The organism is Mucilaginibacter calamicampi (assembly GCF_042676765.1).
Lineage (GTDB): Bacteria > Bacteroidota > Bacteroidia > Sphingobacteriales > Sphingobacteriaceae > Mucilaginibacter > Mucilaginibacter calamicampi.
In genome coordinates this window covers 334,425-357,692 of the sequence record NZ_JBHTHU010000005.1, presented here as the reverse complement: position 1 = coordinate 357,692, position 23,268 = coordinate 334,425, and the positions used below count along the sequence as shown (strand labels likewise).

At 42.8% G+C, this 23,268-nt stretch carries 19 protein-coding genes; 7 read left to right on the top strand and 12 right to left on the bottom strand.

All coding sequences use genetic code 11. From position 1 onward, the window contains the following. Positions 1-28 precede the first annotated feature (28 nt). Positions 29-1,312, top strand: coding sequence for an alpha/beta fold hydrolase (locus ACFQZS_RS07270; protein WP_377098736.1), 1,284 nt, complete (start codon positions 29-31; stop codon positions 1,310-1,312). 29 nt (positions 1,313-1,341) lie between these two features. Here the strand turns inward: ACFQZS_RS07270 and ACFQZS_RS07265 are convergent, their stop codons facing one another. The 8 genes from ACFQZS_RS07265 to ACFQZS_RS07230 all read right to left on the bottom strand — a co-directional run bounded on the left by ACFQZS_RS07265 (position 1,342) and on the right by ACFQZS_RS07230 (position 11,450). After that, positions 1,342-1,965 carry a tetratricopeptide repeat protein gene (locus ACFQZS_RS07265; protein ID WP_377098734.1) on the bottom strand — a complete coding sequence of 208 codons (624 nt, stop codon included), beginning with the start codon at positions 1,963-1,965 and terminating at the stop codon, positions 1,342-1,344. Then, positions 1,953-3,146, bottom strand: coding sequence for a hypothetical protein (locus ACFQZS_RS07260; protein WP_377098732.1), 1,194 nt, complete (start codon positions 3,144-3,146; stop codon positions 1,953-1,955). The genes ACFQZS_RS07265 and ACFQZS_RS07260 overlap by 13 nt, the downstream gene beginning before the upstream one ends. Beyond that, positions 3,122-5,293, bottom strand: coding sequence for an urea transporter (locus ACFQZS_RS07255; protein WP_377098730.1), 2,172 nt, complete (start codon positions 5,291-5,293; stop codon positions 3,122-3,124). The genes ACFQZS_RS07260 and ACFQZS_RS07255 overlap by 25 nt, the downstream gene beginning before the upstream one ends. Positions 5,294-5,394: 101 nt before the next feature. Then, positions 5,395-6,756, bottom strand: a complete 1,362-nt coding sequence (locus ACFQZS_RS07250) for a hypothetical protein (protein ID WP_377098728.1) — start codon at positions 6,754-6,756, stop codon at positions 5,395-5,397. A 12-nt stretch (positions 6,757-6,768) separates the two neighbouring features. Next, positions 6,769-7,827, bottom strand: a complete 1,059-nt coding sequence (locus tag ACFQZS_RS07245) for an ATP-grasp domain-containing protein (RefSeq protein WP_377098726.1) — start codon at positions 7,825-7,827, stop codon at positions 6,769-6,771. Positions 7,828-7,831: 4 nt separating this feature from the next. Next, the gene (locus tag ACFQZS_RS07240) at positions 7,832-8,074 is read right to left on the bottom strand and encodes a PqqD family protein (RefSeq protein WP_377098724.1); all 243 of its coding nucleotides are present in this window, start codon (positions 8,072-8,074) and stop codon (positions 7,832-7,834) included. Positions 8,075-8,222: 148 nt separating this feature from the next. Further along, complete coding sequence (locus tag ACFQZS_RS07235) at positions 8,223-10,994, bottom strand: glycoside hydrolase family 2 protein (RefSeq protein WP_377098722.1); 2,772 nt, start codon at positions 10,992-10,994, stop codon at positions 8,223-8,225. An 81-nt stretch (positions 10,995-11,075) separates the two neighbouring features. Further along, entirely contained in the window at positions 11,076-11,450 is a 375-nt protein-coding gene (locus ACFQZS_RS07230; RefSeq protein ID WP_377098720.1) for a response regulator, read from the bottom strand. 291 nt (positions 11,451-11,741) lie between these two features. Between ACFQZS_RS07230 and htpG the strand changes: the two genes are divergently transcribed. Both htpG and ACFQZS_RS07220 read left to right on the top strand, forming a co-directional pair. After that, on the top strand, positions 11,742-13,625 hold the full coding sequence (gene htpG, locus ACFQZS_RS07225) for a molecular chaperone HtpG (RefSeq protein ID WP_377098718.1): 1,884 nt from the start codon (positions 11,742-11,744) through the stop codon (positions 13,623-13,625). 124 nt (positions 13,626-13,749) lie between these two features. Further along, a complete protein-coding gene (locus ACFQZS_RS07220; protein WP_377098716.1) occupies positions 13,750-14,343 on the top strand; it encodes a DUF4251 domain-containing protein in 594 nt (197 codons plus the stop codon). A gap of 159 nt (positions 14,344-14,502) precedes the next feature. Here ACFQZS_RS07220 and dinB read toward each other — a convergent pair whose 3' ends face one another. Then, positions 14,503-15,687 (bottom strand): DNA polymerase IV, encoded by a 1,185-nt coding sequence (dinB, locus tag ACFQZS_RS07215; protein WP_377098714.1) that lies wholly within the window; start codon positions 15,685-15,687, stop codon positions 14,503-14,505. 73 nt (positions 15,688-15,760) lie between these two features. Here dinB and ACFQZS_RS07210 point away from each other — a divergent pair, with 73 nt between their 5' ends. The 4 genes from ACFQZS_RS07210 to ACFQZS_RS07195 are packed head-to-tail and all read left to right on the top strand — an operon-like array spanning position 15,761 to position 18,124. Continuing rightward, on the top strand, positions 15,761-16,318 hold the full coding sequence (locus tag ACFQZS_RS07210) for a 2'-5' RNA ligase family protein (RefSeq protein ID WP_377098712.1): 558 nt from the start codon (positions 15,761-15,763) through the stop codon (positions 16,316-16,318). Between the two features lie 58 nt (positions 16,319-16,376). Continuing rightward, positions 16,377-17,159: a hypothetical protein gene (locus ACFQZS_RS07205; RefSeq protein WP_377098710.1), complete on the top strand. Its 783-nt coding sequence runs from the start codon at positions 16,377-16,379 to the stop codon at positions 17,157-17,159. A gap of 35 nt (positions 17,160-17,194) precedes the next feature. Further along, positions 17,195-17,710 (top strand): DinB family protein, encoded by a 516-nt coding sequence (locus tag ACFQZS_RS07200; RefSeq protein ID WP_377098708.1) that lies wholly within the window; start codon positions 17,195-17,197, stop codon positions 17,708-17,710. A 48-nt stretch (positions 17,711-17,758) separates the two neighbouring features. Beyond that, a complete protein-coding gene (locus tag ACFQZS_RS07195; protein WP_377098706.1) occupies positions 17,759-18,124 on the top strand; it encodes a DUF1304 domain-containing protein in 366 nt (121 codons plus the stop codon). 112 nt (positions 18,125-18,236) lie between these two features. Here ACFQZS_RS07195 and ACFQZS_RS07190 read toward each other — a convergent pair whose 3' ends face one another. From ACFQZS_RS07190 to ACFQZS_RS07180, 3 genes are all read right to left on the bottom strand, one after another. Continuing rightward, the gene (locus ACFQZS_RS07190; protein ID WP_377098704.1) at positions 18,237-20,144 is read right to left on the bottom strand and encodes an amidophosphoribosyltransferase; all 1,908 of its coding nucleotides are present in this window, start codon (positions 20,142-20,144) and stop codon (positions 18,237-18,239) included. A 209-nt stretch (positions 20,145-20,353) separates the two neighbouring features. Then, positions 20,354-21,661 carry an ammonium transporter gene (locus tag ACFQZS_RS07185; protein ID WP_377098702.1) on the bottom strand — a complete coding sequence of 436 codons (1,308 nt, stop codon included), beginning with the start codon at positions 21,659-21,661 and terminating at the stop codon, positions 20,354-20,356. 109 nt (positions 21,662-21,770) lie between these two features. Beyond that, the gene (locus ACFQZS_RS07180) at positions 21,771-23,267 is read right to left on the bottom strand and encodes an NADH-quinone oxidoreductase subunit N (protein WP_377098700.1); all 1,497 of its coding nucleotides are present in this window, start codon (positions 23,265-23,267) and stop codon (positions 21,771-21,773) included. Position 23,268 lies beyond the last annotated feature (1 nt).

Genomic DNA, 23,268 nt, shown 5'->3' with positions numbered 1-23,268 from the left:
CCGCCGGATGATGTAAATTCACCATCGCATGCAAACTACGCCAATTAATTCCATCCGGATAAGATCCTTTTTAACAGTCCTTATTACCTTGCTAATGCTGGGCCCGGCTTACGCTCAAAAAAACGCCGTTACCGATAAAAAAGCCGCACAGTTTATAAGCTATTATAACGCTGCTAACGCCGACAGTTTATATACCCTTTTTAGCGACGTGGCAATTGAGAAGATACCGTTGCCCGCGCTAAAGATCGCCATTCAGCAATTAAAAGGTGGCCTTGGTAATCTGGTAAAAAGCGAATATTACAACTATGATCAAGGGGCCAAAATATACATAGCTACCTTTGAAAGATCTGGCCCGGTATTGTACATCAATTTTGATATTGCGGACAATGTAATGGGTTTTTTTGTATCTGCTGACCAGCGCGACACGCCGGGTACACTAACCGTTAAAACACACCGCGCGGTTTTAAAAGGAACGCTTGCGCTGCCCGAGGTTTCAAAACCGGTTCCGGTGGTGCTTTTAATAGCAGGTTCGGGGCCTACGGATAGGGACGGAAACTCTATGCTGGCAAACGGGAAACCTAACTATTTGCTTTTGCTAAGTGATGCCCTTAAAGCCAAAAATATAGCCGTTTTTAGGTACGATAAACGCGGAGTGGGCCAAAGCACCACTACCAAACCTGCAGCGGAGATAACTTTTAACGACATGATTGATGATGCCGGCGCTATCATTAAAACGCTGCAAGCTGATAAGCGCTTTAGTAAAGTAATTGTAGCGGGGCACAGCGAAGGATCACTGATAGGCATGCTGGCTGCCGAAGGCGAAAAGGCTGATGCTTTTATCTCGCTATCAGGCCCCGGCTTCCCGGCGGATTTAATTTTAAAAACACAAATTAAAGCGGGGGCATCAGCTGCTGATTATGAAAAGGCTGTTCTAATTATTGACAGTGTAAAAGCAGGCAATTTTACCACGCAAAAAATGAGCACCGCGTTTAACTCTATCTTTAATACCGCTGTACAACCCTACCTTAACTCCTGGATGAAATATGACCCGGCAAAGGCCATCAGCATGCTAAAAGTACCGGTATTAATTGTACAGGGTACTAATGATATACAGATAAGTGTGAAGGATGCCGAAACTTTAAAGCGCGCCGCTCCCACAGCGCAGCTAAAACTGATACCACAAATGAGCCACATTTTAAAGGTAGGCTCTGCCGATAAACAACAAAACGCAGCTACTTACACCATGCCCGATCTACCTCTTCACCCCGACCTTGTACCAGCTTTGGTGGAGTTTATTAACAGCTTAAAATAGCTTCAAAAGACTATCTCTGTTTCCCGGATCTACTTTGATTTATTCAAACCATCGGCACTTGAGGTATCCTCCGGTTTTATCAATAATGCTTTTTCAAAACTGGCCCGCGCTTCGGCTTTGCGGCCTGCAAACAGGTAGCTCCAGCCCAGCATATGGTTGCCATCATAGTCAAAGGGATACAGCGTGGTTACCTTGCTAAGGTATTTAATAGCGGCTTCATACTGCTTGCGGTTATAGTTGATAACGCCCAGCCAATAATTGGCCTGGGTATTTTGCGCATCCAATTTGATAATGGCGTTGTATTGCGCTATAACCTTATCCCAGCGCTCCAAAACCGATAAAGGTTTTACATAACCAAATTTAGCCTCAATGGAATTAGGTTTCAAATTAACTGCCTTTGCATAATAGTTTTCTGCAGCAGTATAGTTCTTACTTGAATAGTAAAGCCAGCCAAGCCTTAAGTTAGTTTCGTAATTGTTATCGGCGTAATATGGTGTGATGTCATTTATTGCAGCCTGATAGTTTTGCTTGGTTTCATTAGCATAACTATTCTTAAAGGCTTTTTGCAGGGCTGTGGAACCACTTTGCGCATATGCCGCTGAGCACGTATAAAATAGCATAGCTGCAAAAAATATCTTCTTTAAAACTTCCATATCAGACCTCCGGTAATTGAATTTTGTTTGTAATTGTTATTTAAATAGTAATCTAGTTTTTGTTCAAAAGTATAATTAAGGCAAAGCACGGCATGTTGCCCGAGCGCGAAAAAAGCTGTGGAACCGGCTTTCCATTGGCTAACGTCTATGGCGCTGTATACATATAAGGCATCGGCTTCCAAATAATTATTCATGGCACCAAAGCTGCCCGATGCCTCCAGCCATAATTGTTTGCTTAATTTAAAACCCAGCAATTGCGTAAATATATTCTGTTTAATATCACCGGTTTGTACAGATAACCTGCTGGCGGTATAAAAATTTAAATTACCTAAGGGATAAGTGCTTAACTGCACATTAAACTGGGTTACGCGGGCACCTGTAATGCTGCTAACATTCGCATCGCCCTGTAAAGTAAAAAACGGTGCAGCGTATTTGATGCCAGCCATTGCTACATGGTTCTGAAAATTAACATCGCCAAAGCTGTTATTTAGGTAATGGTATGCGCCCAACAACGTTAACCTGCAATTAATTGAGTAACCCAGTTTAGCATAATATTCAAACTGCGTATTGGCGAAGGTAGTGTTGGTGGGGGTTATTTGCGGCGTTGTTCCGTTAGTTGGCGTTGTTGATGTAATTGATTGGTTATAATACGCAAGGGATTGATCTGCCTGCAACCGCCAGCCCAGCCGGTTACCCAATGAGGCACGGGTATAGCTGCCCATGCCGCGTTGCGCGTTAGATGGTATTTTTACCCCGGTTTCCAGTCCCGCAATTAGCAGACCAAACGATGCAATATGCTCCCGGTTTATTACCGCGGTATCTATAAACGAAGCGTGATAGGATGCGGCTGGGTTATTATCCAGGTATTTATTACACAAGTAGCTGAAATAATGCGCTGTTTGATTGTACGAGTCGCTTTTCAACACCTGGTTATATTGCGCCAATGCGCCATGATAGTTGCTGCTCATAAACTGCGCGTAAGCGATACGCAAGCGCAATACCGGATAATCTATCCCGCTGTTTATAGCCGAGTTGCCGTCAACAATTAAAGCCCGCCAGTTACCTGCATTGTATTGTGCAAGCGATGTGCTATCCACCTGCCTGAAAGTTACAGTTTGCGCGCCGGCTAAATAACAGCAAATTGTTAACAGCGCGGCTAGAAGATATTTTCTGTTTGCCATTTTACTGTGGTATTTTTTCCGTTTAAGTTGATCTCAAAAGATCTGATCTCGTTATCCGCTATAAAAATGTTTGCATCCATAACCTGTTTCTTTTTATTAAACACCTCTTTGTATCCCTTTGCAGCAACTACTAATTGTTGTTGCTGATAATTGGTTTTGCTTTGATAGCTGTACCGCATAAACTGATAAAATGGCGCCAGCAGATCGTGCAGCCAAATGCTCAAACTGAAGCCTTTAGCCTGCAACGGATATACATCATTTGCAGTAATGTCGCTATCTGCAGTAAATACCACCTTATAAGCCGCCAGATAGAAATAGTAAAGCAGCGACCGCTCGTCGCCATAAAAGCTGGTGAAATAACAAACAGTGCCGTTGTTGATGAAATAGATAGAAGCACCTGACTCTTTACTGGTGAGGTGGGTAGAATTATACGCGTCGGTGTAAACCTCTACCCTTTCTGTTCTTCCATCGGCACCGGTTAGTTGGGCATTATAACCCGGCTGCCATGTAAATGCCTGTTTTAGTTGCGTACTCAGATCAACAGGGTGTACTTGAGTACCTTCTGCAGGGGTTTCAAAACTTTTCAGATCTTTTAAATCGGTTTTACTATTGATATAATAGGCAAAGGGGTACGCTAAAGTTTTTGACCCTATGTATGGTGTAACCTGCACCTGAAAATGCAAATGCGGCTCTGGCGAGCGGCCTGAATTGCCGCAAAGGCCCAGCATATCCCCTTGTCTTACATAGTCGCCAATTTTTACTTTTATAGAATGTTGTTTTAAATGCGACGCCTTGGTATAGATCCCCGTAATGTGTTTAATAACAACGGTATTCCCCCAGTTTTGGCCGGTATTTACCACACCGATGGCGTTATCCTCAATATGGCTCACCACTTCTTCTACAACGCCATCGGCACAAGCCAAAACCGGTTTATTAAAACAGTAAAAGTGTTCGGGGCGGGTACCTGTATCTCTGTAGGTATTGTTATCTTCATCGGTAATAACAAAATCAAGCGCTTTACTCCACTCATCCTGATGGGTAATTCCGCCATCGTATCCTTGTGATACGGTCCAGGTGCCAACAAAGGGTAAGTTTAGCCGCAAATATTTCAGATCGTGTAAACGCTCTTGTCCATTGAGGTATTGATATAGGTTGGTTTCGGGCGAGTAGTGTTGTATAGGCGTAAGTTTGAGCTTGCCGGGAATTACCCTCAGCATAAAAAAGTACAATAAGGTTATAGTTAATACCGCAAATGGCAGCGAAAATACCGGCAGGTTGTAGGCGCCCAACAGCTTTGTAAAGGCGTTCACTATTAAAAATGCTAAGGGTATAGTAACAATGGCCCATAGAAAAGAACGGTAAGAGGGGATCAGGAAAAACCCACCAATAGCTAATGATATCATTATAAAATTGGCCCCTAAATGATAGTGGCTAATACCATCAGGATAAAAACCAGTAAGCTGGTTGAAAATACAGGCCGCAGCGAAGCCCACAACCAATAAACTAAAACCTATACGCGAGTGAATAAAAAGCCCTATACTCATTATCACACCCGCGATAACGCTGTTTTGAAAAAAAATGGAACTTAACGAGCGAAAAAACAAGTCGGGGTACTTGGGCAAAAACCCCACATCCCAGGCAGACAAAACCCAGGCAATAAAGGGTTCTCCTCCTATATTCAGCTCGACCAGCATATAACTTTCCTTTTGCTGCAGGCCCATCGCCCCGGAGCCATTTGCAGCGGCCAGTATTATCCAAAACGTTATTATAAAGGGAAGCGACAATACCGGCAAACCGTATTTTCCGAGCAGCCCGGTTAACACAATGGTAATTGAAACAACTAACAAACAGGCCACAATAAACCACAACCAATACGTAATGTTAAACTGATAAAATGTACCGAAAGCTATGCCTAAAAGCAACACGTTAAAGCTATATACGCCCGTTTGCGCGCTTACCCTGTCGTAACCCATCATGGTTACCATGGCCACTGCAATGCAGGTGCCTGCCAACCCGGTTAAACCAGCTGCTGCGTTAAAAAAAGAAACCACCAACAGCAATATCCCCAACACCCGGCTTTGCGAAAAAAACAGGATGGCATAGCTGTTAATTATGGCTTTATAGTAGTATAAGACTTTACTTTTCAAGTGAATTCAAATAAATTTTGTAAGAAGCAATCGCGAACTATGCATGGTTACTTTTCTCCGTGCGATTGCTTCGCAGCTCGCAATGACAAAATTCCAACCGGCTATACCTGTTTAAGCTGCTGCAAATGTTCGGGCATGCGTTCCATCATTTCCAGATATTGCAAATTTTCAGCCTTGCGTATTTCCATAGTATTTTGTTGTTCATCAATTAATACCACAGCGGGGCGCATGCTGATGAACTGCATCCATTGCGTCATGTTATAAGCGCCTACTTTATGTACCACAACATGGTCGCCTGGGTTAAGCAGCGGCAGGTTAATGCTATCGCGCACCACGTCTATGTTCATACACAAGGGGCCGTATAATACCATATCTTCTGTGTGCTCAGTAAAATCCTGCGCTGGACTAATTTTATGGTCGTACCAAAAAGCGGTAAACAAGGTATTTACCCCAAAATTCATTATGGTAGCGCGACGGCCATCGCTCAGCCTTTTATTGGCTATTACGGTGCCTAACAGATAGCCCGCATCATCTATCAGCACGCGGCCGCTTTCTAATATAAGCAAGGGTAATTCATCCTGCTTAAAGCCATAACCCAGTATAACAGCGGTAATGGCTTCTGCAAATTCATCAACAGAAGGTACCGTGTCTACTCCCGGTAAATAGGCTCCCTTTAGTGTATTGGTTGATGGAAAGCCCCCACCCATATCAATGTATTCAATATGGGTGTAAAGCAGGTTTTTGCAGCGCATGGCCAGTTCGCACAATTTACTGGCTGCTATGGCATAGGGCGCTGTTGATAACATAAAGGTGCCAATATGGCAATGTAGGCCTACCAATTGCATTTTGCCCGAACCGACAATTTTTGCTATCGCGTTCCAGGCCTGTCCGTTCTCGTAATTAAAACCGAAGCGATCCCATATTGGATAAACGCCTGTGTCCAGGTTAATGCGGATAGCTACGCGCGGTTTCTTATTCAATTCTTCGCAAAGGTCAATCAGGCTATATAACTCGTCAAAGTGATCAATATGAATTAATGAATCGTTTTGTATAGCCAGGATAAGATCATCGCGGTGTTTATCGGGGCCATTAAAAATTATATGGTTGCCCGGCACGCCGTTGCCTAAAGCCTTGTGATATTCAAAGCCTGATACTACTTCGGCCCAGCTGCCTTCCTGGTGAAAGATGTTGCAAACCGCATTGATGTAGTTTGTTTTATAGCTCCAGGCAAACTGAACCTTTGGATACCGTGTTTTAAAAGAACGGTTGGCGGCCTGATAGTTTCTGCGGATCTGCTTTTCAGACAGCACGAACAAGGGCGAACCATATTGTTCTATCAATTTATGCACCGGCACACCGTCTATTTGCTTTACAGGCTGAAAGGTATTGCGGGTACCAAACTTGTTCATTAAACCGGCGTTCATTTTCTTAATAACCGGGCGTTCGTATTTTAATTTGCTCATTTTATGTATGTGCTATAATTCGCCAAAGGCTGATAGTTGCTGAAATTCGCCTACATCGGTAATATGATCCCAGGCATACCGGATAAACATTTTGCCAATTTGATATTCATCAAATGGTTCAACGCTTTGGCCCAAAGCCATTTTTGCCAACGAAGCCGGTTGATTTTGACCCGCGCCTGCAGTTAGATAGATCCACGCCGGGAAACGCGGATTAACTTCCATAATGTATAACTCGTCTTTTTTACTCCGCATTATCTCCAGCTCAAACCCACCCCGCCAGTTAGTGGCTTTTGTAAACTGCCGCGCAAGGTTTAAAAGATCGGCACCCTCAATGGTGATACCTGCCCAGGCCTTTCCTTTATCTGTAATATAAAGTTTACGCATAGGTATAATGCTAACGCAATTGCCTTTGCCATCGCCAAGGCCGGCAATGTTAATTTCGCTCCCTTTAATAAACTCCTGCACAATTATGGGTGTGCCCCATTTGGCGCTTATCTGGTAGTAGGCTTTTTGCGCCTGTTCAATATTCTGGCACACGTAAGCATCATAAAATTTACCTTTTACCACAAGCGGATATTCTAGTTCCTCGGCTGCCTTTCTAAGATCATCCACTTTGTGTATAACCATTTGCTGCGGCACATGCATTTCATACTTCTTACCAAACTTTGCCAGGTTTATTTTGTCACGCGCTTCCAGCGATTCGTGGGTAGGTAAAAAAGTTTTGATACCGATAGCATGCAATTGCGCACTAACTTTAATAAAGTTGTACAGCTCCGCATCAAAATTGGGGATGATAATATCTATATGCTCCTTGCTGTGGATATGTTGTATTCTTTCAACCAAGGCTTCGGCCCCGGCTGATGGGTAGGGAATTTGATAGGTTTTGTCTACCAGATCATGCAGATATACCCCCGGTTCTAATGATTCATAGGATAGGCCTATAATGCGTAATTCCTGTTCCAGCCCATCTCGCAAGGCACGGATAACTGCAACTCCGGGGCCGGGGCTATCTATAGCATTGAGGCCGGTGACCGCTATAACAAGCGGTTTTTTAGCAACTTTATTTACCATGTTGCTATTGCTCTAAAAGGTTAGCGTCTTTTAACTGCAATATCCAATCCTCCCAGTCCCGCTCCAGTTGAGCCTCCTCTACTTCGTAATTATCCAATAAATGCTGTTTAATATCCAGTGAGGAGCTACCGGCTTTCATCAGGCCCAAAATTTCGGCCGCTATGGGGTTGCTGGAAAATGAATCGCCCGTAGAAGGGTTAAAAATAAAACCATTCTCGCTGGTGGCTACGTTCTTTTTAAGTTTCATTACAGGTTTAAATCGGTCTATTGCCTATTTCAGCTCATGAAATATTGTGGCGCTAATTGGTATTCAGCCAGGTATTGGCTGAGTTATTAGGTTAGACGATCAACCTGATTTTTTCCTTCGGTGATAATGAAAATTTTTCTTTTTTGCGCTATTTAAAATCAAACCACAACGTGCCTGACACAGGAGTTATGTTTAGCTGCACGTTTCTTTGACTTTGCGGCCCCATATCAGTAGCCGGGTTAAATTTGGTGCCGATGGCCGGAATAGCCGTCATAAACCCGATGTTACCCTCCGGAAATGGCGGAATGGTATTATCATTAGGTGCGCTTACCGGCTTGGCAGGCTTTAACATTTGCAGATAAATGTTTTCATCCTCGGTATACACCGTAAAGGGGTGTTCCTTATTCTGTATGGTTGCCCAATATAGGTTGGCGTGATAACCTTTAAACTCGGGATAGATCCAGCTTTCGCCGGTTATGGTGTTGTTATAGTCCTTTTGCCAAACATTGAGCGTACCGCCTTTTAAACGGTTCTTCCAAACGCGGTAAGGGCCATTGCCCAGCCATTTCATCCCGGTAATGTTCTGTTCTGGATAGTTAAAGGTGATACCATAAAAATCAGCATTACCACGTGGCAGATAACCGTATTGCAGTTGCACAGGTTTGCCTGGGGTAAAGGTCCATTTTACCTTAAAGTTAGCATCAGAGTAAACAGGTTCTATTATCTGGCTGTTGCCTGATGTGGATCTTCTGATCTCTTTCAATTGCACATTGGCTCCAGCTAATACAGGTCCGTCTGATAGCGATATATCGCCGGATGCACCTTTCACCTTTTTGAGGTAACCTGTAGCCGTATCAAAATAATAGTTAATGGCATCGCAGGTAACTTCTATTTGGCCATTTTCTTCCTTCACCGTACTCGCAGTGGATGAAGCGCCCTTAAGCAATTTAACTGCTACGCTTTGCGGGTTGGCAATTGCCCAACTGCGGTTTACTATTTCGTTACTGGCTGCATCATTAACGGTTAGTAATAATGCATCGCTGTTTTTCCAGGTAGCAGGCAGCTGTAGTTTTAGAAAACCACTTTCTCCCGGAGCCAGGTTATAAGCTTTTACCTTACCAGCTGCATTGATGGTTGGCGCAGTGGCTTTATTCTGTGGCGATGCAAAGCTTACCAGTTTCCAACTAAAGCTGCAATTGTTAAGGTTGGTGTATAGGTAACGGTTTTCGATATTCAACTTACCATCAAAGTTTTGCGGTAAAGCACTGTTGCTGATATAAACCGGCGACCAGATCTCTTTAATGGTATAAAAGCTGGCTTCCTTTTCGCGGTGCGGGCCAACAATGCCATCGGGTACGTGGTTACCGTCCGCATCCAGAATATTGTTTTTGTCTGTACGTACTATGGCTCCATCGGCATATACCCATAAAAAGCCACCGGCATTGTGTGGGTTGCTCAGCATCAGGTTCCAAAAATCATCCAGTCCCGCGCCATGCCCGCCATCATACAGGCCGTGCATAAATTCAGTGGGGAAGAAAATATCTTTGCCATACAGGTTACTGTTTACAACATAATTATAAACCGGGTAATGCTTGGTATCGGTATTGTTAAAGCGTTCCCAGGGGTGGATAACAGCACGTTTCTGCGGATCATAAAGTGGGTAATCTTTATCCAGATCGCGATTAAAGCCACCTTCGTTACCGTTATCCCAAAGCACAATGCTGGGGTGATTTACGTCGCGCACCATCATTTCTTTTACCAGCTTGCGGCCAACATTGTTATCGTATTTAGCCTGCCAGCCGGTTATCTCGTCCAATACAAACAGACCCAATGAGTCGCAAACATCTAAAAAACTCTGATCGGGCGGGTAATGCGACATCCGCACCGCGTTCATATTCATTTCTTTGATCTGCTTAATATCCAACAGGTCTATAGCTTTGCTCAGTGTCCGGCCTGATTCCGGCCATTCCGAGTGGTGGCAAACACCCTTAAATATTACTTTTTTATCGTTCACATATATACCATCGCCTTTGCGCAGCTCAACCGTGCGGAAGCCAAAACGCTGGGTGATTTGATGTATAACTTTGTTACCTACCTTAATGGCAACAACCAGGTTGTACAAGTTGGGTTGTTCCGGGTTCCAGGTAGCGATGTTTTTAATTTGAGCTCTTAATGTGGTGCTGTCGCCTTTGGGTTTGATGGTAAATGGCTCTCCTACCCGCACGCCTTTTAAAGTTTGCACTTCGGCTTGAATTATTTGGTTGGCGGCGGTGTTTTTATCAAAAACATCCAACCTTATTTGCCCGTTGGCTTTAGCGTCAATAGCAACACGATCAATATAACTTTCAGGCACTATCTCTAAATAAACAGGACGGTAGATTCCGCCGAAGATCCAGAAATCACCATTTCGTTCCGCACGGTTTACCGAGGCATCCGCAGACATCTTGCTTACTTTTACCTCCAACAGGTTATCACCATTTTTTACCAGCGCTGTTATATCATACTTAAACCTGTAAAAAGCACCCTGGTGTATAGGGCCGGCTAACTGTCCGTTTATCTTCACCTCAGCATCGGTCATCACCCCTTCAAACACAATAAAAACCCGCTTGTGCTGCGCGTTGGTGCCTAATTTAAATTGATGTTTGTATAAACCTTCCTCGTCGTTCTTTACCTTGTCATGGCCGTAGTTGTAGCCGCCAAAGCCCTGAAACTCCCAGTTGGAGGGTACCGGGATAGTTGTCCATTGCCCGCTTTTACGGCCTTTTGTACAATAAAAATCCCAGTTAACGGTATCGTCTTTATCTGTACCCGAAAGGTTTTGACGAATGGTTTGATTGGAGGCTGATACCACAGCCGGTTGAGCCATAGTAGTTGCAGCAAAAAAAACAAAAGCGACGATAAGCAAAATTTTACGACTCATAATTCAGGTTTATGGTCGCAATCTACAGCTTTCCCGTTTTTATAACAAAGGATATTGTGGAGTTATAGCTTTATAATGTTTTTAATAAGCCAGCGGAAGGTGGTTAACCAGGCGAATAACCTTGTCTACCATGTCGGGCACGTTAAAGGGCTTGCTGATATAGTCATTTGCGTTACACTCGGCAGCAATTAGTTCAATATCGTTGGCTGTAGAAAGTATAATAACCGGGGTGTTTTTTAAAACGCCTATCTGCTTTATTTTTTTACACAAACGATGGCCGGGCCGGTCGTTAATAAATTCATCTAATAGGATAAGATCAGGTTTAAAGGGAATGATCTCATCCAGATCTTGCGGTTCGGGTATACTTAGGGTAGTAAAACCTTGCTCTTCAAGAATGAAGTCTATAATATTCCGTATGTCCTGGTCATTCTCAATAATCAATATTTTCTTTCTCACGCTACCGGGGTTTTGTTTCAAATATAATATTTTTTAGAAAACTGATACACAGATTGCGAAAGAGCAGGGAAATGCTTTTAAAAACTCAAGCATTGCCGCTCCATTTATGGGGCGGATCAATCAAAAATAACGAGGGCTTAGCCAAAAAAACCAGGTGATGATCTTTAAAAGCGATTTCCCTGCGAATGGCAACTTACTATCTGCCAATTTGACAACAAACCACCTTTTGGAACAGGCATTGATAAGCAGGGTTGATACTTGAACAATAACCGAAAAGTAAATTATAGAACTATGCAAGAAAAAGGAACAATCTCGATACACACCGAGAACATTTTCCCGATCATTAAGAAATTTTTATACTCGGATACCGAGATATTTTTGCGCGAGCTGGTATCAAATGCCGTTGATGCTACGCAGAAAATTAAACGCCTGGCAGCATTAGGCCAATATAACGGCGAATTAGGCGACCTGAAGGTTGAAGTGGCTTTTGATGAAGCTGCAAAAACCATTACCATATCTGACCGTGGTTTGGGTATGACTGCCGAAGAAATAAAAAAATACATTAACCAGATAGCGTTCTCTGGCGCTACGGAGTTTATGGAGAAATTTAAAGAAGCCAAAGATGCCAATGAGATCATAGGTCGCTTTGGTTTAGGTTTCTATTCAGCTTTTATGGTGGCCGATAAGGTGGAGATTCAAACATTATCTTACCAGGAAGGTGCCGAACCTGCTTACTGGGTTTGCGATGGCAGCACCGAGTTTGAAATAGGCGTTGGCCAGTTGGAAGAACGAGGAACTGAAATTACCCTGCACATTAATGCCGAGTCTGAAGAGTTTTTAAGCCAGCATCGCTTACAGGAAATATTAGATAAATATGCCCGCTTTTTACCTGTGCCAATCAAATTCGGCACAAAAACAGAAAGCGTTGAGGATGGTGTTGATGAAGAAGGCAAACCAAAGTATACATCGGTTGAGGTTGATAACATTATTAATGACACCAACCCAATCTGGACCAAAGCGCCATCTGAGCTAAAGGATGAGGATTATCTTGATTTCTATAAACAACTGTATCCTTTTAGCGAGGAGCCTTTGTTCTGGATCCATCTGAATGTTGATTACCCATTCAACTTAACCGGTGTATTGTATTTCCCGAAATTGAAGAACGATTTCGAGATGCAGAAAAACAAGATCAAATTATTCTCTCGCCAGGTATTTATTACCGATGAGGTAAAGGATATTGTGCCTGAGTTTTTAATGCTGCTGCATGGTGTTATTGATTCGCCTGATATTCCGCTTAACGTATCGCGCAGCTTTTTACAGGCCGACAGTAACGTTAAAAAAATCAACAGCTATATCACTAAAAAGGTAGCTGATAAACTGGCTGAACTATTTAAAGCCGACCGTAAAGCTTACGAAGAAAAATGGACGGATATTGGCATGTTTGTAAAATATGGCTTTATCAGCGAAGACAAGTTTTACGACAAAGCAAAAGACTTTGTATTATTAACTAACACCGCCAAAGAAAACTTTACCCTGAACGAATACAAGGATAAAGTTTCGCCGGAGCAAACTGATAAAGATGGCCAGGTAGTTTACATATACACTAATGACGCTGCCAAACAGGATGCCTTTATCCAGTCGGCTAATAAAAAGGGTTATGATGTATTGTTGATGAATTCGCCTATAGATAATCACTTCATTAGTCACCTGGAACAAAAGCTGGACAAAACTTCGTTAAAACGGGTTGACTCAGACGTGGCAGATAAGCTGATCAAAAAAGACGATGCACCTGCCCATGTTTTAACTGAAGAGCAATCAACCAAAGTAAAAACAGTTTTTGATAAGGCCATAGGCAAACCCGCTTACAAGGTTGAACTTGAAAGTTTGAGCCCTGATGAGTTACCGGTTACGGTAACCATGAACGAGTTTATGCGCCGTATGAAAGATATGGCTGCAATGGGCGGTGGCATGGGCTTTTATGGCAACATGCCCGATAATTATAATGTTGTAGTTAACGGTAACCACAAATTGGTAAGCCGCATAGCGCAGGAGGAGAACGAAGAAGTGCAAGCTCAACTGGCTAAACAAGCTTTTGATCTGGCATTGTTATCGCAAGGCTTGCTAACCGGTGCTGAATTGACCGAGTTTGTAAACCGCAGCGTTAACCTGATATAATTTTTTAAACTATTTTGCATAAAAGCTGTCCTATTAACAGGGGCAGCTTTTATTGTTTATGCCGTTTTTTGTTTATAATTTTATGTTATACCGCTGCCCATCATTAATCTTTAAGTTTCTCGCTATGAAAAAGTTATCACATATTTTTTACGCATTGCTTATTTGCCTGTTTTGTGTTGGCACAGGCGTGGCACAAACTACCAAAGCCGAAAAGAAAGTACAAAAAGCCGAGGAGTTGAAGCGTATTATCAACGAGAAAAACTTTGTTTTTAAAGCTAACAGCGCTATGCCCACTCCTATAGCGTCAATGCAGGTTAGCGGTTCACTGCCGCCCAATAGTATTTTAAATCAGCTTAATAGTGGTATGATCTCGCTTACAAGCGCGTCTTACGACGTAAAGTTCGCTAATGATTCTTTAACGGCATTTCTGCCTTATTACGGACAAGCTTATTCGGCACCTTACAATAGCCCTACAGAGAGCGGCATAAAATTTACCAGCACAAAGTTTGATTATACGGTTACTCAGAAAAAGAAAGGTATCCTTGAAATATTAATAATACCGCATGACCTATCCTCGCGAGCGCCGAGCGACGTACAACGCATGATGTTGACAGTAAGCGAAGGCGGTTGGGCCAATTTACAGATAACTTTGTTAACAAGACAGCGAATTTCATTTAGCGGGACCATCGAAGAAATTAAACCGAAGCCAACTTCTTAGCTTTTTAACAAACCTTGGTTATCTTACCTATGCCTGTTGTTAAACCTTGCATTGTACCGCTTTAATTTCCAGCGGTAGTAAGAAATCTATACATAGTTGAGCCACAGGACCAGCGCGTGTATAGATCTCTCACTCCGTTCGAGATGACATTCTCTAAGTTCAACCCCGCATAAACGGATTAAAATTCCGCGTCCCTATTGCCATGCCCGCTGCACGGCAAACCGTTTTATCGCCAAATTTACCGTTGATATTATCCATGGCCTGGTACAGGCGGATGCGCTCCTCGTTGTCCTCAAACAGGTTGATCTGGTAACTGCCCGGACATAAATTGCTTAGCCTTACGCCTATTAAACGCACGGGCCGGCTTTGGTTCCAGGCCTTTTTAAGCAGATTTTTTATGCCGGGTATTAAAATATGCTCTGCCGAGGTAAGGGGGATCTTTTCCTGCACGGTATGCGTTTCAAAATTGGCATAACGCAGTTTAATGGCCAGGCACGATGTTACCAAGCCCTCACGGCGCAGCTTGGATGCGAGTTCTTCCGTCATAGATACCAGCGATGTTTCCAATGATTTAAGATCACTAACATTGTTATGAAAAGTATTTTCTGTCGACATGGATTTTCGTTCGTGTTCTGATACCACTTCCCCGTCATCCCATCCATGTGCCTTGTTCCATATATCGCGCCCGTGTTTGCCAAATATGGTCTCTAAAAAGCGTACATCGGCCTTTTGCAGGTGTTCTATTTTCTCAATACCAAACTGATACAATTTCTCGCAGGCCTTTTTGCCCAGCATAGGTATTTTGCGGATGGGAAGTGGCGCCATAAAAGCAGCCTCGCCCCCATGCGGTATCAGCAGCTGCCCGTTAGGTTTAGCCTCGTTAGTAGCCATTTTGGCTACGGTTTTGGTTGAGGCCATGCCGAAAGAAATAGGCAGGCCTGTTTCGCAGATCACCCGCTGCCGCAGTTCGGTAGCCAGCTGATAGCTGTCGTGATAGCGGTCCATGCCTGTCAGATCAATATAGAACTCATCTACCGATGTTTTTTGGTAAAGCGGTACACTATCATGAATGATCTGCGTTACCTCGCGTGAGGCCTCGGAATAGAGGCCATGCGAACCACGGATAACCGTAGCATGCGGGCACAAACGCATAGCCTGTTTCATGGGCATGGCCGAGTGGATACCAAACTTGCGCGCCTCATAACTGCATGATGCCACCACACCCCGCTCTGCAGAACCGCCTATCAATACCGGCTTGCCAATTAGCGAGGGATCAAACTTCCGCTCAACAGAAACGAAGAAAGAATCAAGGTCAATATGTACTATCCACCGCTTGTGTTCCATGACACAAATATTGAAAAATAAATTTTAAAATACTAATATTTTTAGCAAAATTGCCGCCATTATTTGCACAGTAATGGAAAGCTATAAAGACTTTTTAATGATCATTTCTCCGCCCGATGAAGTTATTAAGCAGATAAGCAAGTACAAGCGCGCATCGGCCAATAAAATTGGCCCGTTTAAGGGTATGCATTCTATAGCGCACATCAGCATTACCTATCAGCAACGCTGCAAACCCTTCATGGCTGATCCGTTTATGGCACGACTGGAGAATAAACTCCAAACCATGCAGCCCGCAGAAATTTATATTAAAAACTTTAAATTTTTTACGCATGGCACCGTTGGTTTTACCATTTACGCCGAGGTAAACGTAATGCCCCCTAACCATAACTGGTTTAAATTGCTGCGCAAACAAATGGGTATTACCATAACCATTGTGCCGCACATTACGGTGTTAAAAAATATCCCGCCATCGGCATTTAAAAAACTTTGGCCGTATTTTGAAAACAGCCAATACGAAGCTACTTTTAAAGCCAACAGCCTTACTATTTTGTGGAGGGAGACCTTTGCTGAACAGCATGAATGGCGGCCCTATAAAGAGTTATTTTTCGGAAACAGGCTGATGCCTTTTTAATGATTGCTCCACTTGGAATATTGATCTCTATAATTAACTTTAATTAAGATTTTGCCTTATGCGCCGTTTTACAATTTACCTGCTTATCAGTATCCTATCCACATTTAGCGCTAAAGCAGATAAGGTGATAATTAACGGCGATACAACCAATTTTTGGCCCAACAAAAGCGCACTTGAACAGCACCCGGATATAAAAGGAATAAAGCCGTTTTTAAAGGGTTACAAAACCGGAACGTGCATGGATTGCGAAATGGTTGATTATATTGCAGAGTGGACTATTATTGACAATACTGTATATCTTACTGGTATTTATCCTGGCCCTGGTGCGGAAAAGGAAGGTCAAAAAGCCGATTTGAATAAGATATTCCACGCAAGCAACTCGCGCGTAAAAGCCACATGGGTAAATGCTGATTTTTGGATCCCCATTGGTAAACCTTTACGCTGGGCTAACATGATGACGCCTGTTTATAAAGCAGAATTCCTCTTTGTTATCAAAAATGGTAAGGTGGCTAAAAAACAGCAGTTTAATTATCCTTCCGGGGGCCGGCCCGAAGATAAGGAGATACTGGAGTTTATTTATTCGCATATAAGTTGGGATAAAATCCCTCCAATAGATCAGCAAAAAAAAGTATTTGTTGTTTTTGAAACCGGCATAAGCGGTAAGCCAGAAAAAGCAGCAATAATGCGCGGTAAAGATTGCGTCACTTGCAATGAAGAAGCTTTACGGGCATTAAGTGGTATGCCCTGGCCACCCGACTATAAGCAAGGAAAAATATATCCGTTTCAATACACAGTCCCGCTAACTTTCAGCGAAGAACAGCGTAAAAAGTACGGTCATTAATACTAATTTTACAACATCATTAAACCAACAACAACATGAAAAAATTAACCCTTTTATTCGGTTTGCTGGCCCTGGCCTGCACAACCGCCTTCGCACAGATCAGCAAAGAAGAGAGCATTGCAGAATGGACCCGCGCTAAAGCTTACACAAAAGCTTATTTAGATGCCATGCCTGCCGATGGTTATACTTTTAAGGCAACGCCGGAGGTACGTAGCTTTGCCGAGCAAATGCTGCACCTGGCAAATGCCAGCTATTATTTCCTTTCAACAATAACCGGAAAGCCGAGCGGACAAAAAGATTTAGAAAAAACTGTACCGCAAACTAAAGATGCAACCACCAAAGCCGTGTTAGACAGCTACGACTATGTTATAGCAAGCATAAAAGCTATCCCGGATGCGGACCTATCAAAACCCGTTACGGCCGAAGGAATGAAAACTACCAAAGGCTTGCTACTGGCAAAAGCTTTTGAGCATCAAACCCATCACCGTGGCCAGGTTACTGTTTACCTTCGCCTTAAAGGTGTAAAACCACCACAAGAAATGTTGTTCTAAACTTAAAAAGACCTTGAAAAATCGAGGTCTTTTTTATTTAAAAGAGATATGGCATTGACAACTAAAATATTGATTTCAATTATAGCTATTGAACACCTTGTTATACTGTGGGTTGAAATGTTTGGATGGGAAACAATTGGGAAAAAAGTTTTCACAAGTTTTCCACCAGACCTGTTTAAACCAACAAGGATGTTAGCAGCTAATCAGGGTTTATATAACGGTTTTCTTTCTGCAGGCCTTATATGGAGTCTGTTTATTACCGATGCCATATGGCAAAACAACGTAGCGCTGTTTTTTTTGGGATGTGTGATTATTGCGGGTATATATGGAGCGCTAACGTCATCAAAAAAAATATTCTTTGTTCAGGCGCTACCAGCTTTTATTGCATTTGCTGCGGTATTATTGATCCGGTAATTTTTATAAAAAAAAGCCGCTCTTAACGGAGAGCGGCTTTCCCTATTCAGCCTAAATTTTTTGTAGCTATTTACATATTTCTTGCAGCTGGTTTTCCCAGCTATGCCAATTTTTACATATAAGCCCGCTGGTTCTTGCCTTCCATCCAGTTAACAAAGGCGCGGTTAACCACCTTGTTACCACCCGGCGTTGGGAAATTACCCGAAAAATACCAGTCGCCTGTATGATCAGGGCAAGCCTTATGCAGGTTATCCAACGTTTGGTAAATAACATGCACCTCGCAGTTGATCTCTTTTGGTGTGATGATCTGTGCTATACGGTCTGATATCTCCTGATCGGTAAACGGTTCGTAAATAGCTTTAACGTAATTGCTGGCTTGTTCTTTTGGTAGAGCGTCGCTTGCCTTACATTTCTGGTAAGTATCAAGTATGATGTGATCTTTGCCTTGCTCCTTTAATAAACTGATAGCCGCTTCAAAAGCCACAAACTCACCCATTCTTGACATATCAATGCCATAGCAATCCGGGTAACGTATCTGCGGTGCTGAGGAAACTACAATTATCTTTTTAGGGCCCAGGCGGTCAAGTATTTTTAAAATGCTTTGCTTAAGCGTTGTACCACGCACAATGGAGTCATCCAATATCACTAAGGTATCTGTGCCATTTTTGATAAGGCCGTACGTACTATCGTAAACGTGGGCAACCATCTCGCTCCTATCGGCATCCTGGGTAATAAAGGTACGCAGCTTAACATCCTTAATAGCTATTTTTTCAACGCGTGGGGCCATGCTAAGCACTTCGCATAACTCGTCTTCGCTTATCTTGTCCTCGCGGTTTAGTAAGCGCTCGCGCTGGTATTTCTTGATGTATTTATGCACACCCTCAACCATTCCATAAAAAGCAACCTCTGCCGTATTAGGAATGTAGGAGAATACCGTGTTTTTTATATCATTATTAACCGCAGCCAATATCTGCGGGCAAAGTAAACGCCCTAATTGCTTACGCTCACGGTAAATGGATGCATCGCTTCCGCGCGAAAAGTAGATCCGCTCAAACGAACAGGCTTTCCGCTCCTGCGGCTCGCTAAACATGTCTTCGCTTATCTTACCGTTCTTTTTAACAATGAGCGCATGACCGGGCTTTATCTCTTTAATATCTTCAATAGGAATATTAAAAGCGGTTTGCAGAGCAGGGCGTTCAGACGCCGCTACAACAATTTCATCATTGTAATAATAATAAGCCGGACGGATACCAACAGGGTCGCGCATTACAAAGGCATCGCCATGCCCAAATATACCGGCTATAGTGTAACCACCATCCCAGTTACGGGCAGACTTGGTAAGGATCTTGGCTACATCCATATCATTGGCAATCAGCTTGCTGATCTCCATGTTGTCGTCCAATCCCTCGCGTTTGTATTGATCAAACAATCCCTGGTTTTCGGTATCCAGAAAGTGCCCTATCTTCTCTAAAACAGTAACGGTATCGGCTTTCTCTTTAGGGTGCTGACCGAGGTCGTATAACTGCTGTAACAACTCATCAACGTTGGTCATGTTAAAGTTACCTGCAATTACCAGGTTACGCGTCATCCAGTTGTTTTGGCGCAGAAAGGGGTGGCAGCTTTCTATGCTGTTTTTTCCGTGCGTGCCATATCGCAAATGGCCCAATAGCACCTCGCCGGTAAAGCTAACGTGTTCTTTCAGCCATTCGGCATCCTGCAGCTTATCAGGCATTTCTTTCTGAATATCAGCGAATTTCTTCTGTATATATTCAAAAATATCAGCCACAGCATTTGATGCCATTGATCGGTGCCTGCTTATGTAACGCTTGCCCGGAGCTATATCTAATTTAATGGTAGCAACGCCCGCGCCATCCTGGCCCCGGTTGTGTTGTTTTTCCATTAAAAGATACAGTTTGTTTAAGCCGTACAGCGCAGTGCCGTATTTTTGCTGATAGTAAGATAGTGGCTTTAGTAGACGGATAAATGCCACACCGCATTCATGTTTAATCTGATCGCTCATGATTGGTAATGAGCGGGCAAAGTTATAACTTTATTATAAAGTTGCGTTAACTTGAATGTCATTAATTGGTATAATAATGTCTTACCTGTGATTAGCAGGATTTAAGATTGTAAGATATATCAAGTCAGGATGATTAAAACAACAAAGCCGGGAAATAAATCCCGGCTTTGTTAAAAAAACATAACATTCCTTAATCAGGCAAATCAGGGTTAAAGTTTCTCGCCGTGTTGGCTGATGTCCAATCCTATCACTTCTTCTTCTTTAGATACACGTAGCGGAGATATCATATCTGTTATTTTTAGCAGCAGTAATGAACCAAAGAAAGCGAATACAGATGCTATAACCATGGCAAATAGCTGCACAAGGAACAAGTGCGTTTCGCCAAAAAACAAACCGTTGCCGGTTGCATTGCCTGCGTTAACATTGGTGTGTGCAAATACGCCGGTAAGCAGCATACCCACCATACCACCAACGCCGTGGCAAGGGAAAACATCCAGCGTATCATCAATAGAGGTACGTGTGCGCCACTCAACCACCAGGTTACTTACTACTGATGATATAATACCAATTGCCAATGAGTGAGGTACAGATACAAAACCCGCTGCCGGAGTTATAGCTACCAAACCCACAACAGCACCTATACAGGTACCCATAGCAGATGGTTTGCGGCCGCGTACCATATCAAAAAATATCCAGGCTATACCACCTGCTGCTGATGCTGTGGTACTTGTGGCCAAAGCTGTTACCGCTAAATGGTTAGCGCCAAAAGCAGAACCGGCATTAAAACCAAACCAGCCGAACCACAGTAAACCGGTACCTATTATAACGTAGGTAATGCGGGCCGGAGAGTGGCTTTGCTCATTACGTTTCTTTAAATATAGTGCCGATGCCAATGCAGCCCAACCGGCAGACATGTGTACAACTGTACCACCCGCAAAGTCTAACACACCCAATTTAAATAAAATACCGCTCGGGTGCCAGGTTGCGTGCGCTAATGGCGAAAATATGAAGATGCTGAAAAGGCATAAAAATAATATATACGAATTAAAGCGGATCCGCTCGGCAAATGCGCCGGTAATAAGTGCCGGGGTAATAATGGCAAATTTTAACTGGTACATAGCAAACAACAGCAACGGAATGGTGGGTGCCAAAGGCCATGTATTGTTGCTTAACATTCCCTTCATCATAAAAAAGGTAGAGGGGTTTCCGATAATACCTCCAATGCTATCGCCAAAGGCCAAACTAAAACCAAATATTCCCCACATTACGGTTATTATAACCATACACACCACACTTTGCAGCATAGTAGATATAACGTTCTTTTTATTGACCATACCGCCGTAAAAAAAAGCCAAACCGGGTGTCATTATCAAAACAAGAGCGGTTGACATGAGCATCCAGGCAATATCGCCGGTATTATAGGTCGCTTTTGCTGTCTTATCAACCTCTACAGAAGGAAAAATAAAGGTTAATACCAGTGCAACCATTATTACAATAAAAGGAACGTAGCGTTTCATTGAAGAAAATTATATTAAATTAAAAAATTGGCTGAAATTATGATTTAAATCACATATAAATCAAATAAAATTAAACTTTATTGATAAATGTGGATAAAAAATGGATTTTTTATAAAGAATTTACAATAACTGAAGGAAAAACACCAAAAAGCACGAGCGCGCTACTTATGATAATTACCAGTACTAATAAATTTAACGGCGCGGCAGGAGATTCAACATTTTCCGGGCGTTTTAGAAACAGGTTTAAAGGAATTTTAATGTAATAGAAAAGCGAAACTACGGTAGTAACAGCACCTGTTATGGTTAATAATAGCAAAAACAGGTTATTATTTTGTTGATAAGCGCCATAAACAGAAGAAAACACCAATAATTTGGCGTTGAAACCTGCAGTTACGGGCAAACCTGTTAACGAAATAAGGATAATTACGAAACAAACCGATGCTACCGGGTATTTAAAACCTAAACCCTTGTAATTTTCAATATCATCAGAACCTGTTACATGCTCAAAATAGCTCACTAAAGCTAAAGCAGCAATATTGGCAATTGCATAAACCGCTAAATAAAAAGTTAATGTGCTAACGCCCTCCGCACTAAAGGTTACAATTGCCATCAAAGCAAAACCAGTGTGCCCTATGCTTGAGTAAGCCAACATGCGCTTGGCGTTATTTTGCATAACAGCGGCAAAGTTGCCGGCAATCATGGTAATTATGCCTATAACAGAAAGCGCCAGTCTAAAATCAAATGATTTCCAATCAGCAGATGAAACAAACGGTGTTAAAAAATTAATGAGTAAGCCAAACGCCGCTATTTTAGGCACTGTTGACAAGTAAGCGGTGATAGGTGTTGCCGCCCCCTGGTAAACATCGGGCACCCAAAAATGCGCCGGAACAAAAGACAGTTTAAAGCCTATACCTACCAAAATAAGTACAATAGCGAATGATACTGCCACTGTATTGGCTTTACTTAAACCGGCTATAAAGCCGGCGTCAAACAAGCCAAGGGTACCACACATACCATACAATAGGGATATGCCGTACAACATAACTGCCGAAGCAGCAGCGCCAAACAATACATATTTTAAACCAGCCTCGGCGCTGAATGCCTTTTCTGTGCGGTAGGCCACCATGAGGTACGAGGCTATTGATACCATCTCTACCGAAAGATACACCGAGAGCAGGTTAGATGCCATACTCATTATATGCAGGCCGAATACCGAGGCGATGGTAATAGAATAAAGATCGCCTATGCCTTTGCTGTGGTGTTTTAATTTTTTGTCCCAATCAAAATATAAAAGCAGTATAAATGCAGTAATATCAACTATCAGCCTAAAAATAAGGGATGTGTGGCTTTGCAACAGCATATTACCAAACAGTAGCCCCACGCCGCTTTTTAGTGCAATTAACTGCCCCAATACCTGACCAATAACAATTAGCATACCGGCTAAAGCTAATGCTTTACATGCCTTTGACCATGATTTGCCAAACACCAGGTCGGCTAACAATACCACCACAAATACCACCGTCAAATACAGTTCGGGAACGAAATAATGCAGATCGCCCAGGATGCCCTGTAACTGCTGAGGTATGTGTGGTAGTAGGTATAGCATG